The organism is Litchfieldia alkalitelluris (assembly GCF_002153425.1).
GTDB classification, from domain to species: domain Bacteria; phylum Bacillota; class Bacilli; order Bacillales; family Salisediminibacteriaceae; genus Evansella; species Evansella alkalicola.
Genome location: NZ_KZ119600.1, coordinates 686,418 through 709,306, shown reverse-complemented (window position 1 = coordinate 709,306; position 22,889 = coordinate 686,418). Strand labels below are relative to the sequence as shown.

The following is a 22,889-nucleotide window of genomic DNA, read 5'->3' as shown; positions in this document are numbered from 1 at the left end:
CTATTACTTGCTCTTAGTGCCCGAAACAGCTACGAGTTGAGACCTTCGGGCACTATTGCTTTGTCTTAGTGCCCGGATCAACGGCGAGTTAGCTGCTTCGGGCACTATTACTTGCTCTTAGTGCCCGGAGCAACTGTGAGATGGCGGCTTCGGGCACTATTACTTGCTCTTAGTGCCCGAAACAGCTACGAGTTGAGACCTTCGGGCACTATTGCTTTGTCTTAGTGCCCGGATCAACGGCGAGTTAGGCGCTTCGGGCACTATTACTTGCTCTTAGTGCCCGGAGCAACTGCGAGTTAAGGCCTTCGGGCATTATTCCTTGCTCTTAGTGCCCGAAGCAGCTACGAGTTGAGACCTTCGGGCACTATTACTTGCTCTTAGTGCCCGGAGCAACGGCGAGTTAGGCGCTTCGGGCACTATTACTTGCTCTTAGTGCCCGGAGCAACTGCGAGTTAAGACCTTCGGGCACTATTGCTTGCTCTTAGTGCCCGGAGCAACGGCGAGTTAAGACCTTCGGGCACTATTTCTTTGTCTTAGTGCCCGGAGCAACACCCACCCCAGCACAAACTCCAGCTCCCCAGCAAAAAAAAGCAGTTCAGACTACATTTAGCCTGAACTACTCCTTACAAACACAAAATTCCCCACAAAATCAACCAAATACCAAAATCACCATTCAGCAACCACAAATCAGCATTCAACAACCATAGCCACAAACCACCCTATCAAACACTAAAATACCGTCCTTCTGGGTGAGCGAAAACCATGGCTGTAACAGATGCTTCAGGCTCCATCATGAAGCCTTCCGTTAGATTAATCCCAATAGCGTCAGGTTTTATCAAATCAAAGAGCTTTGCTTGGTCTTCCAAATCTGGACATGCTGGGTAGCCGTAAGAAACACGTACCCCGTGGTATTTCGCACGAAAACGCTCCTGCATTGTAAAGTCGGCTGGGTCAGGAATGCCCCATTGATCACGCATCAAGTGATGGACGTACTCTGCCATTCCTTCTGCTAATTCTAGAGCGAGGGCCTGGATGCCATGGCTCTTCAAATAGTCGCCTTGTTCCTTCCATTTTTGCGCCTGCTCTCTAATTCCTTTTCCAGCAGTGACTGCAAGGAAGCCAACATAGTCCATTTCACCACTGGATACTGGACGTAAGAAGTCGGCTAGACATAAATGAGGTTTTTCAGGCTGCCTTGGAAAAGTAAATCGTTCAATTACTTTGCCTTGGTCAACTGGATCATAAATGATGATATCATCGCCGTCTGCTTGGGCTGGGAAAAATTGATACATGCCGTTAACGGAGATTAAACTATCTTTTTCCCCTTCTTTAAGGAGGTCCACGATTAGCTCCTTCAATTCAAGAGCTTTTGCGTCTCCTTCCGCCAATCTACGCTCCACTTTCCCTTGGATTCCTAAGTGCTTCCCTAATAACGTTTGCCAATTTAAATATGGCGACACGTGTTGTAACGGCACATCGCGCAATAAGTGACGCTTCAAATCTGGCGGGACGACCACAGGAACTTCCGTGGATACATTGGATCTCACCTTTACAGCAGTAGCAGTTGCAGTTGCATTCGCTCCGACACCCTTAGCACTATCGCCCAAAACCCCTTTCTGTGCGGCCTCTTCATTTTTTTTCAACTCCAGCTTCTTAACGATCTTTTTCTTTTCCTCAGGATTTTGTAGTTGGTTTGCAAGGCTAAGACCATCCATTGCATCCTTAGAGTAAAGAACAGGTCCCTCATATTCAGGTCCAATTTTATTTTCCGTAAACTTCCTTGATAATGCTGCGCCACCAACTAAGATAGGAATAGAAATATCCGATTGGCGTAAGTCCTGCGCTGTCAGCATCATTTGCTGTGCCGATTTTACTAATAGACCCGATAACCCAATCATATCTGGACTTTCTTTACGGACCGCTTCTATTAAGGTTTGTGATGTAACTTTAATTCCTAAATCTACTACTTTAAAGCCATTATTGCTTAAAATAATCTCGACTAGATTTTTCCCAATATCATGTACGTCGCCCTTAACCGTCGCTAGGAGCACTTTCCCTTTCGAACGATTTTCGTTGACCTCCATGAATTGTTCGAGGTAGGCAACAGAGGCTTTCATGACTTCCGCACTTTGAAGCACCTCTGCCACGATCAGCTGATTCTTATCGAATAACTCCCCAACCTTTGCCATGCCATCCATTAACGGGCCATTAATGATATCTAATGGATCGGAAAACTTAGCTAGTGCCTTTTCTAAGTCAGGGAGGAGCCCTTCCTTTGTCCCCTCAACGACATAATGTGCAAGACGTTCTTCCAAAGATAAATTAGAGACAACCTTTTTAGATGTGGATTTTTTTCCACGATAAAACTCAACTAGTTTTGCCAGCGTTTCGTCACTCGTCTCAAATAACAGCTCTTCCGCCATCACTCTTTCCCCCTCTGGAATAGAGGCAAAGCGCTCGAGTTTTTCCGTATTGACAATAGCATAGTCAAGACCAACCTTCGTGCAATGGTATAGGAAAACTGCATTGACAATTTCCCTTCCAACAGGAGGTAGCCCAAAGGAGACATTACTAACTCCAAGTATTGTCAAACATTTTGGGAGAGCTTCTTTAATCAGTCGAATCCCCTCTACCGTTTCCTTTGCGGCGCCAATGTACTGTGCATCACCTGTCCCTACTGGAAAAACAAGTGGATCGAATATAATATCACGTGGATTCACACCGTATTTTTCGACTAATAAATCATAGCTCCTCTTCGCAACTTCGAGCTTTCTTTCAGCAGTCGTTGCCATTCCCACTTCATCAATCGTTCCAACAACGACTGCAGCACCATATCGATGAATGAGTGGCACAACCTTTTCGAAACGTTCTTCCCCGTCCTCTAAATTAATGGAGTTGATGATAGCTTTCCCCTGACAGTAGGTAAGTGCTTTTTCCAACACTAGCTCATCAGTTGTATCAATCATGAGGGGTACTTTAACCTTATTAATCACCTGCTCTAGGAACAATTCCATGTCTTCAAGTTCCTCACGGTCAGGGTCAGCAAGGCAAATATCAATAATGTGGGCGCCGCCCTTTACTTGTGCCCTTGCAATTTCAGAAGCTTCTTCGAATTTACCATCTGCAATGAGGCCCTTAAATTTTCTCGATCCAATTACATTGGTCCTCTCCCCTACCATTAGTGGTCTCATATCATCTTCATACACTAACGGTTCAATCCCGGACACACCGTGCGGATGATCAGAAGGGACTTCCCTTGGTGAATATGGTTTCACCGCTTCCGCCAAAGCTCGAATATGTTCTGGCGTGGTTCCGCAACAACCACCTACCATGTTTAACCAACCTTTTTCAGCAAATGCAGCTATTTTTTTAGCCAAAGATTCTGGAGATTCATGATAGTTCCCTTCCTCATCAGGGAGGCCAGCATTCGGGTAACAGCTCACTGCTGACGTTGCTAGATTGGATAATGAGCGAACGTGGTCCCGCATAAATTCTGGACCTGTCGCACAGTTAAGTCCGACCATGGCAGGCTTCATATGCTCTAATGACAAGTAGAAAGCCTCGATGTTTTGTCCCGCTAGAGTTGTTCCCATTGGTTCAATCGTACCTGAAACAATCAGGGGAAGCTCTTTTCCAAACGCTTCAGATGCTCGTTGAATGCCGATGTAAGCTGCTTTCACATTACGCATATCTTGACACGTTTCCAAGAGCAACACATCCACGCCTCCACGGAGCAGTCCACGCACTTGTTCTTCATACGTATCAATTAACCCTTCAAAGGTTACGCCGCCAGTAACGGAGATTGCTTTCGTCGTAGGACCCATGGATCCAGCTACAAACCTCGGCCACTCCGCTGTGGAAAACTCATCTGCTACTTTTCGAGCAATGAGGGCAGACTGATAATTGATCTCCTCCGCCTCACTACCGAGATCATAATCATCCAAGACAATGCTCGTGGCACCGAATGTATTTGTTTCAATCATGTCTGAGCCTGCTTCTAAATAGCGACGATGTACCTCCTCCACGACCTCTGGTGATACAATATTCAGATACTCATTACAGCCTTCATATTCTTCTCCACCAAAATGGTCAGCCGTTAAATCCGCTTGTTGAAACATCGTACCTGTTGCCCCGTCGAAAACTAAGATTTTATTCTTCAGCTGCTGTTCAAATAATGTTCCCATCGAAAACCTTCCTTCCCACAGGTTCTGCTATCTTTAAGCCTGCTCTTTCCTTTGCCTTTTGGCGTATATATTTCGTCAATTCCACCGTAATATCATAGTGTAAAAACGGAGTGATTAAGTAGATTCCGTTAAAATACTCCATCGCCCCATCAATTAAATGCTTCGCAATTGCCAACCCTTCTTGCTTTGAGCGTTCCTTATCTCCTTTATGTGCTGCCATCGCTTCCCTTACATCATCCGTCAATTTAATACCAGGCACTTCATGATGTAAAAATTCAGCGTTTCGATAACTAGTCAGTGGCATAATTCCGAGATAAACAGGAGCATCTATACCCTTTGTGTGCTGGTGAAGCTCCTCAATTTTTTCCAAAGAATAAACGGGCTGTGTCATAAAGTAGTCTGCACCTGCATCTATTTTCTTCTGCATTCGTACTACAGCCTGATCTAATCGTCTTACATTCGGATTAAACGCAGCAGCAACCGTAAAGTTTGTCCCTTTTCCAAGTGGCTTGCCAGTGAATGATAACCCTTTATTACATTGCTTAATTAATTGAATGAGTTCAATAGATGATAGGTCATACACAGACGTTGCACCAGGAAAATCCCCTACTTTAGCTGGATCTCCAGTAACGGCTAACACATTATTGATACCTAATGTGGAAAGCCCCATTAAATGCGACTGCATTCCTATTAAGTTTCTGTCACGACATGCAATATGAACAAGGGGCGGAACTTCAATTTCCTGCTTCAGCTGAACAGCCATGCTTAAGTTGCATATTCTAGGAGTCGCCAGTGAATTATCTGCTAAGGTAATAGCGTCAACACCAGATTCCTTCAGTGCTTGAGCACCTCTTAAAAACTTCGCCGTATCTAAGTTTTTTGGCGTATCAAATTCAACAATTACGGTTTCCCGTTCCTTCGCAATGTCTACTAATGAGGTGGAAGGTGGCGATGATTCTGACGCTTCAACTTCAGCTTCAGTTTTTAAATGACTATCCGTTTTTGAAGTTACGTCTTGGACTGATACACTTTCACGTTTTACAGCAAAGACTTCTTTTTCTAAAACAGGCTCCGCCCCTTTCACCGCGCTGGCAATAGCCTTAATATGCTCAGGTGTCGTCCCACAACAACCTCCAATCAGCCTTACTCCCTGATTTCTTAAAGAAACTGCTGATTCCTTAAAATAATCAAAGTTTGATGAGTAGTGATATCGGCCCTCCGAATAACTCGGCAAGCTCGCATTTGGATAGGCAGATAAATATGCCTTCGGTGGAATGGGAACCTGCTCGAGGGAGCTAATCATATGTAACGGCCCCATTCGACAGTTCAGACCAACTACATCTGCCCCAAAATCTTCTAATCTACTTAAGGCATCTTGGAGAGCTATGCCACCTTGAACAAAGCCTTTGTCATGTAAGGATACTTGAGCGACGATAGGAAGTTCCGTTTCACGCCTAGCAATCTCCAACACTGTAGAAAGCTCCTCAAGATCGTAAAACGTCTCTAGTAAAATACCATCGACCCCTTCCATGAGCAAACAGTACAGTTGCTCACGAAAGTTTCGCTTTATTTCTGTAAGTGGTACGGGCTTTGTTGGTAACGCCCGAATCCCACCGATCGTTCCGAATATATATTTATTTTCTAGGGAAGCCTCATTCCCCTTCAGTAATCGCAATTCCTCATCTTTAAACTCTTTCACAGCTTCCTTCGCTATCTTGACGGCAGCTGCATTTATTCGTTTCACTTCATCTTCTAATCCGTATCGAGCTAGCTTCTCGTAATTCGCACCATAAGTGTTTGTTTGTATCATTTGTGATCCTGCATGTAAATAAGCTTGATGAATCCCCTTAATCTGTTCAGCATGGGACAGGTTCAGCTCTTCAAAGCAATTTCCAATTCCATAAGAGTAGAGAAGGGTTCCCATCGCTCCGTCGGCTATGATGACTTCCTTTTTTATATCGTCTAGAAAACCCATTTAAACAGCCCCTCCTCCTTGCTTTGCCACTTCCACTTGCCTTCCACTTTCCGCTCGTTCTGCTCGTTCTGTACGATCAGCCTTTTCTGCCTGTTCCGTACTCACAGTCCCATCTGCACACTCCGCTCGAAGCACCTTGAAGCTTTGTTCAAAATCCTCAATCAAATCATCCACATTTTCTAACCCTACTGATAAACGGAGCAAGCCGTCTTTAATGCCCCTTTTCTCCCTTTCTTCCTTTGGCATAGCAGCATGGGACATTTTAGCAGGATAAGACAAAATAGATTCTACCGCCCCGAGACTTACTGCGAAAACTGGAAGCTTAACGTGCTTAGAGAAAACTTTAACTGCATCGTAATCTTCTAGCAAAAACGATAACACTGCTCCAGCACCTTTAGATTGCTTCACTTGTGTCAAATATCCTTCTTGGTTTTCCAAGCCAGGATAATAAACCTCCTTCACCTCAGGTACCGTTTCTAAATATCTAGCAATCTTGTATGCGGACTCTTGAGAATGCTTCATCCGTACATGTAGCGTCTTCAATCCCCTTAGTACTAACCAGCAATCCTGCACGCCAAGCACTGCCCCAAATGTATTTTGGAGAAAACCAAGGCGCTCCCCTAGCTCAGGGTCCTTTACTACAGCCAGACCAGCCACGACATCACTATGTCCCGCTAAAAACTTTGTGGCACTGTGTAGCACAACATCAGCACCAAGCTCTAGAGGTTTTTGAAGCTCTGGTGTTAAAAAGGTGTTGTCAACGTAAGTCAAACAGCCGTGTTTTTTCGCAATCTTGCAAACTTCCTCTAAATCTGTAATTTTCAACAGTGGATTGGAGGGCGTTTCAAGGTACACAATTTTTGTATTTGGTTGAATAGCCGCCTCTACTTTTTCCACATCAGATGCATCTACAAAGGTGTATTCCACCCCAAATCGACCAAGGACCTCCGTGACCAATCGAAAAGTTCCACCATACACACCTTCAGAAATGAGCACATGATCTCCCTTGGATACGAGGAAAAAAGCAGTAGAGATAGCTGCCATTCCTGATGAAAAAGCAAAGCCCCTCGTTCCTCCTTCAAGGTGGGCAATCGTTTCCTCAAGAGCCTCCCTTGTTGGATTACCAGAACGGGAATAATCGTACTTTCCAAATGAATCTATTTCAAACTGATGGAAGGTGGAGGTGTGATGAATTGGTACACTAACACCACCATGCTCCTTCTCCAACGCTTGATCGTTATGAATCAATTTTGTCTCAAAATGTAATTTGTCGTTACTCATTTGTAGTAGCCTCCTTACGAGCTGCTTGTAGCGCCTGATCTAAATCCTTCAATAAGTCTTCCGCCCCTTCAATCCCCACAGAAAAACGAAGTAGTTTATTGCACACGCCATTTTCAAACCTTACTTCTTCGGGAATATCTGCGTGGGTCTGAGTTGCTGGATACGTAATAAAGCTTTCTACGCCCCCTAAGCTTTCTGCGAAAGTAATGAGCTGCAAGCTACGTAAAAAGGAGTCAACCCATTCCGCCTTCTTCACTCTGAAGGAGATCATCCCACCTCTACCTGGATATAAAACCTCCTGCACTGCTTCATGGTCTTCTAAGTATTTCACAACTAATTTTGCATTTTCCTCATGTTTTTGCAGCCTTAAGGCTAATGTTTTCATACCCCGTATTAACAGCCAGCTGTCCATCGGAGACAATGTCGCACCGATTCCGTTATGGAGTGTAAATACTTTGTCACTAAGCTCTTCTCCCTTAGTAACGATCAATCCTGCAAGAACATCGTTGTGCCCTCCTAAATATTTCGTAGCACTATGAATAACGATGTGCGCTCCGTCCTTGATTGGCTGCTGTAATAACGGTGTATAAAAGGTATTATCTACGATCAGAAGTATTTCTTTCTTTTTTGCCAACTCCCCAAAAACCTTAATATCCGCTTCTTGCATCAATGGATTCGTAGGTGATTCAATAAATAATGCCTTTGTATTTTCAGTTATGAGTGCTTCAAACGCTTCTGGCTTCCGAATATCTGCATATTTGAAGCTGATCCCGTACTGATTCAACACCTGCTCAAACAGTCGATAAGTTCCTCCGTATATGTCCTTCGAAACAATGATTTCATCACCTTGTTTAAAAAGTCCGAATACTGTATGGATCGCTGCCATTCCTGAACTTGTGGCAAATCCCCTGTCCCCATGCTCTAGCTTTGCAATCGCCGCTTCTAAAACTGTCCGTGTCGGATTAGCTGTTCTAGAGTAATCATACCCTGTAGATTCTCCAATCCCAGTATGCCTATATGCTGTGGAAAAATAAACTGGCGTATTTACTGCCCCAGTTTTCAAATCTTGATTATTTCCAATCTGAACAAGTTCTGTTTCTTTGGTACAACATGGTATTTCTTTTCCATCTCTCATTGTATACCCTCCAAATCTATCTTAGGGATTTGATTCGTTTAGCGCTGCCTCTTAATAACTGCATCGTGTAAACGAAAAAAATCGACCCCTATAATAAAAGAGGTCGACATCATCTGAATTATTTAGAATAATCCGTTCGTCGGACCTCTCATCTTTCAGAACTGCAGTGTTCTGCTGGATTTGGCACCTGTTGAATAAAAATTCAATGGTTGCCGAGGCGTCAAAGGGCCAGATCCCTCAACCTCTCTTGATAAGAGTCCATCTTATTCAATTAGTTAAATGTGATTATAAGTGTTATTCTGATTTACGTCAACGATTTTACTGAAAAAAATTAATTTTGCAAAACTTCAAGGGTTGTACATCCTACTCTGATAATACTTGAGAATATGCAATCAAGTAAATAAACATGCTTACGTTTTAATTTTAGTTTTTTTTAACAGCAGAGTTTAATAGAGCCTAGAGCCTGATACTCCCACCTTGTGGAGTGGGCTTTCACGTTCGGGAAGGTCTTTAAATTAAAGCTGTATCAATCTATATAAAACACCCGAGTTTTATCAACACTCTAAATCTATAAATCTTGTGCTTCATAGTTCCATCGGTAGTGGCCAGCAATCGGTGTACTAAAGGAGGTTAATTTCACTTCTGCCGCATGGGGCCATGTGTTGTGTATTACATAAGGAACGCCATCCTTTGTTCGCCGATCTGAAATAATACCTACGTGATGAAAGCCTTCCAGAAACAAAACAATATCTCCTGGCTGCCATTCTCTCAAGTTTTCAACATCGCCCGGAATAACTTCGGTGGTTAAGGACTCCGTAAATCTCTCAAAAAACACATATTGATTTGGGACACGACGAAAATCTATATTGGGCTCAGGCCTACCGTCCACTCTAGGATATAATTCTGTATTCTCCTCAATATCAGCATCCATTAAATCCTTAAGTGACACATCAATCGCCTTTAAAGCGCGCCAAATGACATCTGTACAAACTCCTTCATCATCAGGCGGATACCCACCTGCATAATACCCACTTCTATAAGTAGTCCTCTGCTCCACTTCTTTTCGTGCTTCCACAACCATCTCAATTGGATCTGGAATGCCACTATTATTTGAATCTATTTGTGAAAAATCATCAGGGACTTCTATACTCGTAGCGAACGGATTATCTAGTTCAAATCCTAAGAAATCTAGAATTATACCGTTTTTATAGAAAGGAAGAATTAATATGATAGGAATTATAGCTATTGTAGCTATTTTAAGCCACGATTTCTTAAACCTTCTGCGTTTCTTTTCCTTCTTCATAGGCTAGCCCCTCCTCGTAAAGTACCTTGTTCTAGTCTTTACTCCGTACTAATCGCTCTTCTTACTAAACAGACGGAATGAAGAAAGAAAATGTTTCAAAATTGAGGTAATTCATGGTTGTATACGGTTTGTATTGTTAGGTGACTTTTGGTTTGAGGTGAAGAAAACTATTCCATCGCATTAGTGCCCAAAAACTGCGTGGGTCGCGCGCTCCGGGCACTATCCACCATCAAACAGTGCCCCAAACCAAGAAGCACACTTCGCTTCGGGCACTATCCGACCTCAATAGTGCCCGAAACTAACATGCACATCTCGCTCCGGGAACTATCCGACCTCAATAGTGCCCGAAACTAACATGCACACCTCGCTTCGGGCACAATCCACTCTCAATAGTGCCCGAAACATACAAGCACACCTCGCTCCGGGTACTATCCACCATCATTAGTGCCCGAAACATATATGCACACCTCGCTCCGGGAACTATCCACCATCATTAGTGCCCGAAACATATATGCACACTTCGCTCCGGGCACTATCCACTCTCAATAGTGCCCGAAACATACAAGCACACCTCGCTCCGGGTACTATCCGACCTCAATAGTGCCCCAAACATATAAACACCCTTCGCTCCGGGCACTATCCACCATCATTAGTGCCCCAAACCAAGAAGCACACTTCGCTCCGGGCACTATCCGCTCCCAATAGTGCCCGAATCAAATAAGCACACCTCGCTCCGGGCACTATCCACCATCAATAGCGCCCGAAACCTCAATGAGACAAATACAAAAGGCACTATAACCACGTCATAGTGCCCGAAATCAAAGGGATTACCTCACAAAGTGAACTATCCGCTCCACTCTCAATAATGCCCCGCCCCAACTACCTTGAGTTAAGCTGGATAAACACAGGGTTAGGGTCCGTCAGTTCATCACTGCCACCTAGTGGCTCCCTGCTTAACATAATATGTTCTAATGTTTTAATACTTCGGTCTTGATAATAAACTAACCCTGTTTCTCCAGAAGTCTTAATGACACCTGCATTCTTAACCTCATTCGCAGTTTGAACCCACCCTTGGTAATCTTTAAGCGCAACTGGAGGAAGTCCATCTACAAAAAGCATCAACTCATTTGAATCTTGATTTATCCATACGTAACCTTTAATGTTTTCATTGTATTCTGGGAGTATCTCATAAACATTCGTTTCCTCTTTCACTAGGAACGGCTGCAGAGATTCCATTTGCTCCTTGTATTCCAATTCCGACCTCGCAGTAGCCGAAAATTCCACATCCTCCCTCTCTGCTGGAAGCCCCCCAAGTCCTTCCGTAACCTCAATCCCGCCACCATGCACGCCATCAAGCCCTTCGTCCCCGTCACTTAGTTCATAAGAGGTCGTTTGTCCCAATGTGACACCAATAAGTAAAAAGACTATCGTGACACCTACACTCAAGAAAAGGAAGGCTGGTTGTTTCAGAAATGATACACGACTACGCTCTTTTCTGACGGTTCCCATCACTCGCTTTTTCACACTAGTAGGCGGTTGTCCCTTCACTACACTAGTATTTCCCTCATATATTTCTACCCATGTGTGATAGATTGATTGACAATCATCACACACCTTTAAATGTTTTTCTACCCGTTTTGCAAAAACAACGTCTAGATTCCCAGCGACAAAGTCATATATTAGTTCCTCAGTAAATCCGTGTTTACAGCTCATTTTGCTTCACCTCTTGTTCATAAACTTTTTTGCTGGGCTTCAAAATACTTTTTCATATTATTTATGCCATATCTTACAAGAGATTTAATGGTTCCAATAGGCCGATTAAGTTTTTCAGCTAAAACACGATGGGATTCTCCTTGAAAGTAGTTACTATATACGACATTCCTTTGAGTCTCCGGTAAGGACTTCATAGCAACTAACAATTCCTCCCTTTCAGCCTTCGTCAACACTTCTTCTTCCACTAGTCCTGGATCAGTAATCCTGTCCATCATTAATTCATCACCGTAAACTGTCTTATCATGTTTACTCCGGCGTAGGAAATCAAGACTTCGACTGCGCGCCTTAACTGCAATCCAAGCTTCAACGGTCCCACGGGTCGAATCATAACTATATGGATTTCGATAGATTTCTATGAAAACTTCATGTGTAAGATCTTCCGCGTCCGTTTTGTTTTTTAACATCTTCAACCCTATGCTAAAAACAAGTTTGGAGTAACGGTCATAGAGCTGTTCAAAGGCAACAGGTGAACCGTTTTTGACTTCCTCCATCAATTGTTTACTGCTTTCAGGTGTATGAATCACGACAATTCACCCCTAATGACAATATCAATTCATTTTATCCTTCTCTATTATATTACGTAATTTCCGATCAAATGGATTTCTATTTTTGAAAACTTTTTTAATTTACTAATTAAATCGTATTACCATTCCCAATATAATTTCAAATGTAAAGCCCCTCCAAAATAAAAATTAAAATTTATAAATCCAACCTAGCATTTACTGACGTACCATTATTGAAAAAATATTAAGGGGGTAATCTCACATGTTAAAAAAACTCATTCTAGTAATGTCATTTTTAACTACTTTCATAGTGGCCATTGGGTCCAGTGCATTGGCACAAACTGGTTTAACACTTTATACACCTTACACCGGAATCTCCGTAACACCTGGAGAAAATGTAAACTACTCTTTCGATATTACCAACCACACAGATGAAATTCAGCTCGTCTCTTTTGAAGTAAACGGGCTTCCAGGTGACTGGGATTACGATATTACAGCATCAGGAAATGAACTTCATCAATTGGCAATCCGACCAAATGAGGAACAATCTATTTCAGTAGACGTGAATGTTCCCCTAGAGGTGGAAGAAGGTGACTATCGTTTTACCGTTGCTGCATCTTCGGAATCAGGTGTTTCTGAAAATCTACCAATTACATTAACTATTTCTGAAAGGGGAACCTTTGAAACAGAATTAACAACGGAACAAGCCAACATGGAAGGAGATGCAGATGCGTCTTTTTCATACAGCTTGTCCCTTAGGAACCGAACAGCTGAAGAGCAAAACTATTCTTTGAGAGCGCAAGCTGGGCCTGGTTGGAATGTAACCTTCCAAGTAGGTGGAAATAATGTAACATCTGTTTCCGTTGACTCCAATGAAACGGAGAATATAAATGTGGTAGTTTTCCCACCACCATCTGTAGAAGCTGGTGAATATATCATTCCAGTCAGTGCATCAACTAACGCCACTAGTGCTGATCTAGAGTTAGAAGCCGTCATTACCGGAAAATACGATATTGATTTTTCCACTCCTAGTGGGCTATTAAGCGGTAATATTACTGCTGGGCGTGATAAAACATTTGAGATGGAAGTAACAAACACCGGTACTCGTGACCTGACGGATATTTCATTCAGCTCCAATACACCAATGGATTGGGATGTAGAGTTTTCCCCAGGTACGATTAGTACATTAGAGCCAGGCGAATCACAAACTGTTAGGGCAACCATATCTGCAAGTAAAAATGCTATTGCTGGAGATTACGTTGTGGAAATGACAGCAAGTACTGACGAAGCAGAATCTAAGAAGGAATTCCGAATCCAAGTGGAGACATCGATGCTTTGGGGCTGGATCAGTATCCTAATTATCCTTGGAGTTATCACAGGTATCTTCTTTTTAATACGTAAGTATGGGAGGAGATAACGATGGTTGAACCGATCATTACTTTTGAGAACTTAACAAAAAAGTATGATGGTGTTCTCGCGGTGGACCATTTAAGCTTAACGGTTGAGCGAGGTGAAGTGTTCGGCCTCCTTGGTCCAAACGGTGCAGGGAAATCTACAACGATATTAATGATGCTTGGACTAACAGAGCCAACCTCAGGTCAAGTCAAGGTTTGTGGTTTTAACTCAACAAGGGAACCTAAAAAAGTAAAGGAAAGGGTAGGTTATTTACCTGACAGCGTCGGCTTTTACGAGGATCGGACAGGACTAGAAAACCTCGTTCTTACTGCAATGCTCAATGGCGTTCCACGGGGAAAAGCTACTGAACGGGCTACGAGACTTCTAAAAGAAGTTGGTCTAGAGGAAGCGATGAATAAAAAAACCGGAAAATACTCTAGAGGAATGAAGCAACGTCTCGGACTCGCAGATGTTCTCATTAAAGAACCAGACGTGATTGTTCTCGATGAACCAACTTTAGGGATCGACCCTCAAGGGGTACAAGATTTACTACAGCTTATTGAAAAACTTAGTAAGGAACAAGGGATTACAGTTCTCCTATCCTCCCACCATTTACACCAAGTCCAACAAATATGTGACAGAGTTGGTCTATTTGTAGATGGTAAATTGCTTGCTAAAGGTACACTAGATGAGCTGTCTCAAGAATTGTTTTCAAAAGAGGGAATAACGACAATTGTGAAGGTTTCAGAAGTGAGTGACGAACTCATAACGATGATAAAAAATCATCCAAGTGTTTTTGAAGTGGAGAAAGTTGATAAGCAAAACCTTCATGTCAAAAGTGAAACAGACGTCACAGGAGGCCTTGTCCACCTTATTATGGATTCAGGGAAATCCCTACTCGAACTTTCTATAAAAGAATATGGTTTAGATGAAATTTACCATCAGTACTTCCAAGGAGGTGGTAATCATGAAGCTCCCATTCCTAGAACGACTTAGTTTCACTGGAAAAAAGGTCAAATTAAAGAATGGAGACGAGGCAAATACAGATGCACATATTGAAGAAAGAAACCAGGGTGAAAGGGCTCCACATCCTTTTTGGGTGATTGTGCAAAAAGAGATGGCTGACCAAATCAGGAGTTGGCGATTTGTGATTCTGTTCCTGATTATTTTACTCACTTGTCTCGGCTCACTCTACACTGCCTTAACAAACATACGAGACGTTGCAGCTAATATTGATGCCAATAATGCCTTTTTGTTCTTGAGACTATTTACGATCTCTGACCCTGACGGCACGTTGCCACCTTTTATCACATTTATTAGTTTTCTAGGTCCATTACTAGGAATTGCCCTAGGATTTGATGCTATTAATGCTGAGCGAAATAGGGGTACGCTAAGCAGAATCGTATCTCAGCCAATTCAACGTGATTATTTAATCAATGCCAAATATATAGCTACACTAATTATGATTGCAGTATTAATTTTCACTCTAGGTTTTCTCGTAATGGCTTTCGGTATTTTAGCAACTGGTCTGCCGCCTACTTGGGATGAATTCTGGCGCATTATTGTATTCATGCTCATGAGCATCGTTTACATCGGTTTTTGGCTGAATCTATCCATCTTGTTTTCTATCAGGTTTAAGCAGCCGGCCACTTCAGCCATTTCATGTATTGCCATATGGTTGTTTTTCGGTGTCTTTTATTCCATGATAGTCAACATTATTGGTGGTATTGGAAATGAAGCTGATGGCAGATTTACTCAAGTTTTATCAAACTTAAACCCTAACTACCTATTCAGTGATATAACAACAATCTTATTAACACCGTCTATTCGTTCTGTTGGCCCATTAACGATGGAACAAGTGGTGGGGGCTATCCCTAGCACATTACCCCTAGGTCAGAGCCTCCTTCTCATCTGGCCACAACTAACTGGGTTAATTGCTGCAACTCTCCTGTGCTTTGCTTTATCGTACGTCATTTTTATGAGACAGGAGATTAGGGCTTAGGTCGCGGAATATCATGATACTTGAAGGAAGATGTAGTGCAGGAATTACTCGTGCTGAGTTTGACCTGCACTACTTTTTTCTATTGCCCTAACGTTTTCCCTGACTCCTCTTTCGATTGGCCATCTTGCTGACTCGAGACCTTTTGATACATGTAGGAAATACCAAGCAAAGCAACTCCAAAGCTGAAATAAGCTATTATTTTGCTGCCTTCGGTTAAAAAAGACAAGTCATAAAGTATGAGTTTTCCTGTGGAAAGGATCGTTAATCCTAAACCGAGCCGGCGGATATACACAAATTTTTTCATAAAGCCATAAGAGATATAGCTGATGGCCATCACTAGGAAGACGGAAGTAAATAATAGACTCACATCACCTAGGTGAAATTGTACGGTTAAAAAGGCAGCCATTACCCCTAATAAGTAAACCCCTAGAATTAGTGGATAGAGTTCCAAGTTTTGATACCTTTGACGAATGATAGTAAGTAAGAGATCTCTACCGCTAAAAAAGACAAGAACATTAAATACGATTAACAGCCCTAAGGCAAGAAACTCAACTGTCGTGTTTTGACTGAACTCTTGTTGTAATGTTGGCAAAAACATCGTCACCATCAGCCCAAGGAAAGAACCAATGCCATAAAGCACTAAACAATAATACTTAACGGTGCGGTCATATAATAATGGAATTTTCGTAAGTGCATAAGACAAACCGATTGTTAAAAATGACATCATCATCCATTCATAAAAGGAAAAATGTGTGAAATCTACTGGTACCCATTCATAGTAAAAGTAACGTGATTGATAAATCATATAGAACCACAAGTTTCCTAATACAAAGTATTTATAATAATCAATGAATCCCCTAACGCTTGGGAAAACATTTGCTGTTGCTCCCAACTTTTGTTGTTGGAGCAAATAGTACACCATGATCAATAACATACCGAGCATTACTGAGAAGTATTTCAGGTTAAATTGCGTGCTAATATCCCAACTCCATACGACATTCCAATATGCTTCAATGTAAAAAATGCTGAGACAGAGTACGAAAATAAGCCAACCTGCCCGTTCCACCGACCTTATTTTTGCCCAATGTGCATAAGCGATTAGGACAACCCCTTCGATCAGCCACCCAAGTACGACCCACTCAAATTGGAACTGGAATGGAATCATTAGAATTGCAAATGTTAGTGCTGTTCCATAAAACAAGACCATTGTTATTCGCTCTTTAGGCATATACGTCATTACAAACTTCCCTAATCCAACGTAAACAACGCTAAATATTAAAGCGAGAAGACCTCTAAAATCATCCCATGCAAGCTGGTTGAATAGCCAGTAAAGAACGACACAACTGATAAATGTATTCAAGCCTAACAAAATGACATCCAGAAGTTTAAGTGCAACCTTCTTTGTAAACGAATAGGCAATCGTGATACCAAGATACATTAGGAAGGTTAATACAGAATAGATCAAATTCATGTAATCACTTGATGAAAGGGCAATGAGTACAAACATAGACGGAATGTTAAATGCAAAACTTATATAGTGTACGACTGTCCAATGTTTCTGGAAAGCGATGATCAAGATCGACAAGTTTAAGATCAATAAGTACCCCATAGCCATATAAACAGCTGCCCCTTCTAGACCGAAGGCAAGAATATACGAATATAGTGGCAAGTACCCACCGATGAGTCCAAAAGAACAAATCGTTCGGGACTGATATCGAACAGATAAAACAACTGCCGTTGCTGTTACTAACACGGACAATAATAAAGCCGGAAATAATCCGATGATCTCAAGTAAGAAATAGCTAAAAAAGATAGAACCGTATAGGACTCCTATTCCTCCACCAAGTAACCCTAAAGCGAAGGTGCGTTTCTGACGTTGACTGAAGAACTCTCCACCAGCAATCATGATGAGTCCAAGGAGAAAGAATAACCCACCTTTGAAATAATCATTAAACCAGTTTGCATATGAATAACGAAACGCTGCGCCAACTCCTAGAATAATCAATAGGATTCCTAGTCTGTTAATCCAGTTCAGCCCGATTTTCATTTCAACTTGATTTTGTTTTATACGTTTTTGAATCACTTCTTCAGGGATCTCTCCCTCTCCATGCTCCAGAAATTGATTCGCAGTATCCCTTAATAATTCCCTTTCTTTCTTTGCCTGTTCCGCTCGATGTTGGGCAATTCGTTCATTTAATTCATGAGATACTTTTTTAAGATCCATATAAACTTGATGCTTTTCCTTGCCTAGATTTACTTCCGCTTCCTTTACTAATTTATCTATTTTCCTTTGGGTCTCCTCTTCAAACAACTGTAACTCATTTTTATGGGAACCGGATCTTTTTTGAAAATATGTATCAAGTTTTTCCTGGGAGACTTTTAGAATACTGAGTTTTTCATCCAATATTTGCTCTTGAAGCGCTGATCGCAGCTTTCCGTTTTCGATGCGTAGAGTTGCTTCTTTCTCTTTAAGAACTTGAAGTTGCTTCTTAAATTCCTCATACTTTTCTCGTAGCTCTTTGTTTTCTTTCATAAAATCGTGGGATTCATACTCCTTCAGTGCACTTTCTAGCTCCTTTTCCAATATGTTATGTTGATCAATCATTCGTTGGAGCCGTTCTTTATACTCGTCCATTATTATTACCCCCAACCGGTTAATAGAATAGGTTAGTCAATAAACATGCTGGTTGCTGGTATATAGTATTAACAACCCTCTGATTTCCAATAACTCTGCGCACTTTTGTCGTATCCGAGGTAGTATTTACATTCTTATTCGATAGGGGAATTAGATATCCTTTTTTAATTGGAATTATTTAGTCAATCTGTAATTCGAAACATACTATAATAGATTTTTTTGGTGAAAAAAAAAGGGGCAAAGCTGTGTACAATCATCAGCTTTGTCCCTTCTTTTTATTGCTTTCCTAAATTATTACTCTATATCTCCTTTTGAAAACTGCCATCTGCTTTCACTCGATGGCTTCGCTAAGCCAATTGCAAAGTTTAATCGATAGGATTCTGAATCAACTTGGTCAAAAAATAGTTCCACTTCAGCACTTTCCCCTGGTTGGAGTTGCTCTGGAATCTCCTTCAAGAAAGCACTATACCAGTTTTCCGATATTTCCCAATTATCACCAACAAGGGTTGAACGTATAATATCGTTGCCGATCAATACACTATCTCCTGTATTCACTACTTCGATATCAATAAGGTAAAAATAGTCTTTTGCTGGTGTACGTCCGTCATACTCCTCAAATCGTTGAACTCGTTCAACGGTAATTTCATAATCTCCTGCCATATTGGATATGGCGCCAGTTTCACCAAGTGCTAGGAATTCCCCTTCATCTGCTGATGTGCTAGTCGCTTGCTCCGCACAACCAGCTATAATAAAGAGCCCTGTGATGAAAAGAAGCAATAATTTCTTCATTCCAAATTCCCCCCATGTTATTTTTTAAGAAAAATGGTAATGTGAAAAAACCTTCTCTACTTACTTAACGAAGTATTGTTTCAAAATGAAGTTTGTATCTCATTCTATGAGTATATGAATGTGCTAATCTGCGAAGTTGCGAAGTTGCGAATCTTGCGAACCAATTCATGTGCTAGTGTCATAATTTGTAAACACAAATCATTGAGGCAATGGAGTGTATGAGTTACGGTTGTAGTTGAATGACTTCAACTGCTGAGGCTCGGAAAAATTAATGAATTCCTTTATTACTACCTTGAAGAGTCCACCTCCCCTAGATAAAATCTCCTATAATTTAATTATACCCCCTTTTAAATACTGGAAACAATAGGATGAAATTCTACCTACAATAGTCATCGTTTACGTCGGTGTAAAGTGAAACCAAATCGGCGCTCTGCACTCTGCGCTCTGTGTTCTGCGCTCTGTGTTCTGTGCTCCATCTCCTCCTATTGAAAAATCCACCTACTAATAAATACGATAAAAATCATTAAACAGTTTCATTTTTTACTAATAAAGGCTGGATGGTGTGGGAGAGGGGGGAACTATTGTCATGTTGGCAGGGGGTAATGTAATCATGTAATTGGACATTCTAGTTTTGCGGACTAGATTCTACTCTAACTCGAAATCTAGTCCGCATTTCCTAAGATTGCGGACTGAATTTCATACCACCTCATTTTTCAGTCCGCATTTTCTAAGATTGCGGACTGAACTTCATACATACTCATTTTTCAGTCCACATTTCCTAAGATTGGGTCTAGACTATAAAGTGGACACGTTATGGAGAGAATAAAACCATAATCTAGAAATGGAGCGTGTCAAAATGATTAAAACCTATGATGAGGAGTTTAAAGAGTATATCGCTAAGTTAGTAGTAGAAGAAGGAAAGAAAGCTACAGAGGTTAGTAGTGAAATGGATATCTCAAGCAAAAACATATATCGCTGGGTAAAAAAGTATCGGGAAAAGTTAAAGCAAAGTAAAGAAGGAACAGAATATATTACACCTGGAGAGTACAAGAAACGTGAGAAAGAACTGCTAGATCAAATTAATGAATTAAAGGAGGAGAATGAGATTATAAAAAAGGCGGCGCACATCTTCATGAAAGGCCGATAGTTAAGTTTAACTTTATGTATGAGCACCGAAAGGAATTTCGAGTTGTGAAGATGTGCGAAGTCCTAAAGGTTTCAAAGAGTGGATATTATAAATGGATAAAAACCAGCAAAGAAAACAACTTGCCTTGTAAGCAAAGAAAAAAGAGGTTAATGGCAAAGATCCGTAGGCTATTCTTTGAATATAGGTCTGTTTATGGTAGCCCTAGGATTACCAGGGAATTATGGAAACTTGGGATTAAAATAGCTGAAAGAACTGTTGGTAAATATATGCGGGAAATGGGGTTACGAGCAACACCGAAGAAAAAGTTTGTGGTAACAACGGATTCTAAGCATCAAAATCCAATTTACCCTAATCTATTAAATAGACAGTTTGAAGTAGACAAACCAAATAGTGTTTGGGTAACGGATATTACGTATATTTGGACAATGCAGGGTTGGTTGTACTTAGCGACAGTGATGGATTTGTTCTCCCGAAAAATCATAGGGTGGGCTACAGATAAAACGATGACAAAAGAATTGCCATTAAGAGCTTTGGAACGAGCTATTAGTTCAAGAAAACCAGGGGAAGGGTTAATCCACCACTCTGACCGAGGAAGTCAGTATACCTCTCAGGATTACATTGATCGGCTTAAGGAATGTAACATGCAAATAAGTATGAGTCGTAAAGGAAACTGTTATGACAATGCGTGCATGGAGTCATTTTTTTCCTCACTTAAAAAAGAGCTAGTGTACAGACAGAAGTTTGAGAACCGTGAAGTAGCAGCTAAGGAAATATGGAAGTACATCATGAGCTTTTATAACGCAAGAAGGAGCCATTCGACATTAGGCTATGTATCGCCAAATGAGTACGAAAAACTCCATGGCAATAAGCAAAAAGCAGACAAAGGAGAAAGTGCCGCATAATCTCAAGTGGCAGACACAAAGCAACTTTACACGGAGTGGCGGGTATGTTAGCCTCCTTGGCGAGCCACAGGTTCTGTAACCTATGTGGCTTCGTGGCTAGGAACACATGCCCGCAGAGGCTCCGTGTCAAGTTGCGAAGAAACGAGAGAACCCAGCTGATGGACATCTAACCAAGTTATAAGAATATTAAGTATCAGAATTCTTTAACGGAAGTTTGTAAAATCAACTCATATAACCGATATTTCTCTCTAATTTTTGTCTACTTTCTTGACAGAGGACCAGATTGCGGACTGAACTTCATACACACTCATTTTTCAGTCCGCATTTTCTAAGATTGCGGACTGAATTTCATACATTCTCAGTTTTCAGTCCGCATTTTCTAAGATTGCGGACTGAATTTCATACATTCTCAGTTTTCAGTCCGCATTTTCTAAGATTGCGGACTGAACTTCATACATACTCATTTTTCAGTCCGCATTTCCAAAGTCTGCGGCCATCACTCCAGACCCTCACTACCAGTTTCCCCCCCAAAAATCAATTTTCTATGCTCAAAACATTGAAAGAGACCACCAAAGTTAAAATGGCGCCTCCTTCATTAACTACTTACCCTTCTAATAATCAACCTTATGAAATGAGCACACTCTATGGCACTCTAGTTCTAGTCTACTTCTATTTCAAACTCTAAATAGTTTTTTAAATAATCCACTGGCACGGAGAGGCCCACCCGCATGCGCTCGCCATCAACATCTATTCGACTCGTAGCGAAGACCACGCCCACGACTTTTCCATCTTGATTAATCACTGGGCTACCACTATTCCCTCTATAAATTGGTGCATCCAGCATGAGGAATGGCACTTCTCGGCCTTCCGTCATGCCAATCACATGACCTCTGTTTGCGATGAAATTAAAAAATAATGGGTTTCCTATAACATAAACGTCCATGTCCCTTTCCCAAGTATCATGAAACTCCAAGACGGGATGATCTGGTGCATCATCAGTGATATGTAAAACAGCAATATCTATCTCTTCATTTGTCTCAATTACCTCTGCACGATAGGCATCTCCACCTTGAAACGTAACGGTGGCAACATTCGCATCATCGACAACATGTTGGTTGGTAATGATATATCCATCCTCTGAAATGTAGAAACCCGTTCCTTTACTACCACCTGCCCTGACGACAACAATTGATTCCTTATACAATTGCACGTCATCATTCTGCGATAATTCCCTTGATATTTGTATAAATTCAATGGAATCAAAATTAAACAGTCGTGGCCACATTTGCCAAACATTTGTTAATAATGCAATGGTCAAAATAGAAGCAATCGTAACCCTTAACCATCTCTTCTTTTTAGGTGGCTTTGTCTCTTCTTCATCTTCCGGATTAAAAAACTCTTCCCTTGTATAATACTTTTCGCCATCAAAATAAAGCTCATCTTCCTTTGCTTTATGTTGTTTTTCGTCATGGCTATTCGTACTATTTTCATCGTCTCTATAACTAATAATGTCCCCCTCCTGACATGGATCCACAAAATGATATCTGTTTTCTATTGAAGGAACTATAATTTCATTATACTGCTCAAACATTAAATATGAAAAGTTCTAAGAAAACCAGGCAAAAACTGCCCGGCCTTTGTTGTTCTGAGTCCTAGTGGTATTCATTCTTTGTCGGGGCACTGGAAGCTCTACTATATTCCCTCAAATTAAAAAAATGAAGACTCAAATCCTGTCCCAGCTCTGTTTCAGTCTCCATTCCGTGAAAATGAAGACTCAATTCACACCACCGCTCTATTTCAGTCTCCATTTCGTGAAAATGAAGACTCAAATCGCTCCTCCGCTCTATTTCAGTCTCCATTCCGTG

At 41.4% G+C, this 22,889-nt stretch carries 14 protein-coding genes, 1 pseudogene and 1 riboswitch; of the genes and pseudogenes, 4 read left to right on the top strand and 11 right to left on the bottom strand.

Annotation, left to right across the window (positions count from 1 at the left end; genetic code table 11):
• Nucleotides 1–722: 722 nt before the first annotated feature.
• From metH to BW724_RS03355, 7 genes are all read right to left on the bottom strand, one after another.
• Complete coding sequence (gene metH, locus BW724_RS03385) at nucleotides 723–4,184, bottom strand: methionine synthase (RefSeq protein WP_088073677.1); 3,462 nt, start codon at nucleotides 4,182–4,184, stop codon at nucleotides 723–725.
• The gene (locus BW724_RS03380) at nucleotides 4,168–6,159 is read right to left on the bottom strand and encodes a bifunctional homocysteine S-methyltransferase/methylenetetrahydrofolate reductase (protein ID WP_088073676.1); all 1,992 of its coding nucleotides are present in this window, start codon (nucleotides 6,157–6,159) and stop codon (nucleotides 4,168–4,170) included. Before BW724_RS03380 ends, metH begins: the two co-directional genes overlap by 17 nt.
• A complete protein-coding gene (gene metC, locus BW724_RS03375; RefSeq protein WP_088073675.1) occupies nucleotides 6,160–7,440 on the bottom strand; it encodes a cystathionine beta-lyase in 1,281 nt (426 codons plus the stop codon).
• Nucleotides 7,433–8,575, bottom strand: a complete 1,143-nt coding sequence (locus BW724_RS03370) for a methionine biosynthesis PLP-dependent protein (protein ID WP_088073674.1) — start codon at nucleotides 8,573–8,575, stop codon at nucleotides 7,433–7,435. The genes metC and BW724_RS03370 overlap by 8 nt, the downstream gene beginning before the upstream one ends.
• 145 nt (nucleotides 8,576–8,720) lie before the next feature.
• Nucleotides 8,721–8,832, bottom strand: a riboswitch (SAM riboswitch).
• 311 nt (nucleotides 8,833–9,143) lie between these two features.
• Entirely contained in the window at nucleotides 9,144–9,878 is a 735-nt protein-coding gene (locus BW724_RS03365; RefSeq protein ID WP_088073673.1) for a DUF1287 domain-containing protein, read from the bottom strand.
• Between the two features lie 879 nt (nucleotides 9,879–10,757).
• Nucleotides 10,758–11,591 carry an anti-sigma factor gene (locus tag BW724_RS03360; protein WP_088073672.1) on the bottom strand — a complete coding sequence of 278 codons (834 nt, stop codon included), beginning with the start codon at nucleotides 11,589–11,591 and terminating at the stop codon, nucleotides 10,758–10,760.
• 17 nt (nucleotides 11,592–11,608) lie between these two features.
• Nucleotides 11,609–12,175, bottom strand: coding sequence for a sigma-70 family RNA polymerase sigma factor (locus BW724_RS03355; RefSeq protein WP_088073671.1), 567 nt, complete (start codon nucleotides 12,173–12,175; stop codon nucleotides 11,609–11,611).
• Nucleotides 12,176–12,416: 241 nt separating this feature from the next.
• On the opposite strand from BW724_RS03355, the gene BW724_RS03350 reads away from it, so the two are divergent.
• The 3 genes from BW724_RS03350 to BW724_RS03340 are packed head-to-tail and all read left to right on the top strand — an operon-like array spanning nucleotide 12,417 to nucleotide 15,551.
• Nucleotides 12,417–13,571, top strand: coding sequence for a COG1470 family protein (locus BW724_RS03350; protein WP_088073670.1), 1,155 nt, complete (start codon nucleotides 12,417–12,419; stop codon nucleotides 13,569–13,571).
• A gap of 2 nt (nucleotides 13,572–13,573) precedes the next feature.
• Nucleotides 13,574–14,545 carry an ABC transporter ATP-binding protein gene (locus BW724_RS03345; protein ID WP_088073669.1) on the top strand — a complete coding sequence of 324 codons (972 nt, stop codon included), beginning with the start codon at nucleotides 13,574–13,576 and terminating at the stop codon, nucleotides 14,543–14,545.
• A complete protein-coding gene (locus tag BW724_RS03340) occupies nucleotides 14,517–15,551 on the top strand; it encodes an ABC transporter permease (protein ID WP_088073668.1) in 1,035 nt (344 codons plus the stop codon). The genes BW724_RS03345 and BW724_RS03340 overlap by 29 nt, the downstream gene beginning before the upstream one ends.
• 79 nt (nucleotides 15,552–15,630) lie before the next feature.
• Here the strand turns inward: BW724_RS03340 and BW724_RS03335 are convergent, their stop codons facing one another.
• Nucleotides 15,631–18,186: a DUF2339 domain-containing protein gene (locus BW724_RS03335; protein ID WP_088073667.1), complete on the bottom strand. Its 2,556-nt coding sequence runs from the start codon at nucleotides 18,184–18,186 to the stop codon at nucleotides 15,631–15,633.
• Between the two features lie 294 nt (nucleotides 18,187–18,480).
• Complete coding sequence (locus tag BW724_RS03330) at nucleotides 18,481–18,975, bottom strand: DUF4352 domain-containing protein (protein ID WP_088073666.1); 495 nt, start codon at nucleotides 18,973–18,975, stop codon at nucleotides 18,481–18,483.
• 856 nt (nucleotides 18,976–19,831) lie between these two features.
• Here BW724_RS03330 and BW724_RS03320 point away from each other — a divergent pair.
• Nucleotides 19,832–21,024: pseudogene (locus BW724_RS03320) on the top strand (IS3 family transposase).
• Nucleotides 21,025–21,682: 658 nt separating this feature from the next.
• On the opposite strand, the gene BW724_RS03315 reads toward BW724_RS03320, so the two are convergent.
• Both BW724_RS03315 and BW724_RS23925 read right to left on the bottom strand, forming a co-directional pair.
• Entirely contained in the window at nucleotides 21,683–22,615 is a 933-nt protein-coding gene (locus BW724_RS03315; protein WP_088073665.1) for a S1C family serine protease, read from the bottom strand.
• A 61-nt stretch (nucleotides 22,616–22,676) separates the two neighbouring features.
• Nucleotides 22,677–22,889, bottom strand: a 213-nt coding sequence (locus BW724_RS23925; RefSeq protein ID WP_205160356.1) for a hypothetical protein, incomplete at its 5' end; no start/stop codon positions are given.